Below are 1614 nucleotides of genomic sequence, written 5' to 3' on the forward strand. Positions count from 1 at the left end.
AAGGTTCGCTTCGCTCCCGGCCACCGTTCCCAGAAGGATCCCAGCAGCAGCGTCAGCACCCAAAACCCCGGCATGGGCCAGGTGGGCAAGATGGGCCGGTAGCCTCCCATCAAGGTAAAGGCCAACACCAGCGGTAATCCACAGGCCAGGATCAAAAGGTGCTTGAGCTCTTCATCCGTCAGCCGCATCCCGCGGAGAATCTGCAGGGCCACCCGACCCGTCCCTGCCAAACTCGCCCACCCCAAAGGGATCCCCAAGCTGGGGAACAGGTAAAAGATTTCAGAAAGGATCGTCAGCCCCAGCGCTTGCAGTTGATACCCTGCCTCCGGCACCGCCCGCCCCGCCTGAAAGCGAAAGGAGACCCAATCCTGCTGGGCGTTCCAGATCAGCACCGGGCTGAAGGCCAGCACAAAACCCAGCACCGCCAGCACCGTCCAGCCCGACCTCAAGGCGCAGCGATGAACTGGGCTGAGCAGACAAAAGAGTACCAGGCCGAACCCCAAAGCCAAGCCGTGGTACTTCCCCAAGCAGGCCAGCCCCACCAAGAGACCTATGAGCGCTAGCCTAGGCCCTGGCCGATAGCGAGCCGCCCCATAGACTCCCAATTTCCCCTGCCCCAAAGGCACCGGAAAAAACTCCTGAGCGGCCACCCACAAGGTTGCTGCCGTAAAAAAGACCAGCGGACTATCCGGCAGGGTCAGCACCCCAAACCCAATCCAAAGGATGGGTGCGATGCTGATAGCCGCCAAGCTGATCAGTCCTGCCCGATCAGAGAAAAGGCGTGCTCCGGTGTAGTAAAGGAGTAGGGAAGAGCCAGAATACAGCAGCAGGGATCCCAGTCGAATAGAAAAAGCCGACACCTGGCCGGTCAAGGCAGGCCCCAAGCCCGTTGTCCAGGCCACCAGCGGCGGATGGTCAAAATAGCTCCAATCCAGATGGCGGGTGTAGAGGTAGTAGTAGGCTTCGTCAAAGCCCGGCGGCAAAAGGGCAGCCACCAGGCCCCGCATGAACAAGCCCAACCCCAGGATTAGCCAAACCGCTCTAGGCAATGGAGGGGATCCCTTTTGGCAAATCGACAGATCTAACTTACCTTTAACACCCTCCGGGTCTACGTCCCTTTAGCAATCTGAGCAATCCGATTTTTTTTGTCTCCAGCAAAATGACCGGACACCCCAAAAATTGACCCAGCTTCTCGGCCTCTGCCCGCGCCTCTGATTCACCGCCACTGGAGATGGATAGCAAAGGCTTCTGTGATTGCAATGTCACCTCTACCGAAAAGCTAGTATCGCCATCAGAATCTGTCCTGGCCTGAACCGTGACCTGCTGCACATCTCGGAAGGAATAAGTTTTCTGCCCTCGTGATCCAAAAGGAGTGAGGTACTCCTCCTGGATTTGGTACAGGGAGCTGTCCAAAGTCACGCGGCGGCGCCACAAAGCCGATATCAGCATAGAAACCCCTATCAAAAGAAATGGCAATGAGACGAGGGAACAGATGAGGGAACACAAGATCACAATCACTAAAGCTCCTAAGTCGAACTTATCGCTATCTACCAAGAGCTGACTCTCTGTGCCGTTCACAAAAGACTGAATGCGCCTTGCCAGTTCCTGAGCCTC

The 1614-nt window shown here is 56.9% G+C and carries 2 protein-coding genes; both read right to left on the bottom strand.

Features of this window, described 5'->3' with window-relative positions; all coding sequences use genetic code 11:
• The coding region (locus tag NW819_RS11720; RefSeq protein WP_414413849.1) for an ArnT family glycosyltransferase at positions 1 to 1049 on the bottom strand (1049 nt) is incomplete at its 3' end.
• Between the two features lie 43 nt (positions 1050 to 1092).
• A partial coding sequence (locus NW819_RS11725) for a hypothetical protein (RefSeq protein WP_414413850.1) occupies positions 1093 to 1614 on the bottom strand: 522 nt, incomplete at its 5' end.

Origin of the sequence: Synechococcus sp. R8-2 (assembly GCF_047461715.1) — a bacterium.
In the GTDB taxonomy this organism is placed as follows: domain Bacteria; phylum Cyanobacteriota; class Cyanobacteriia; order Thermostichales; family Thermostichaceae; genus Thermostichus.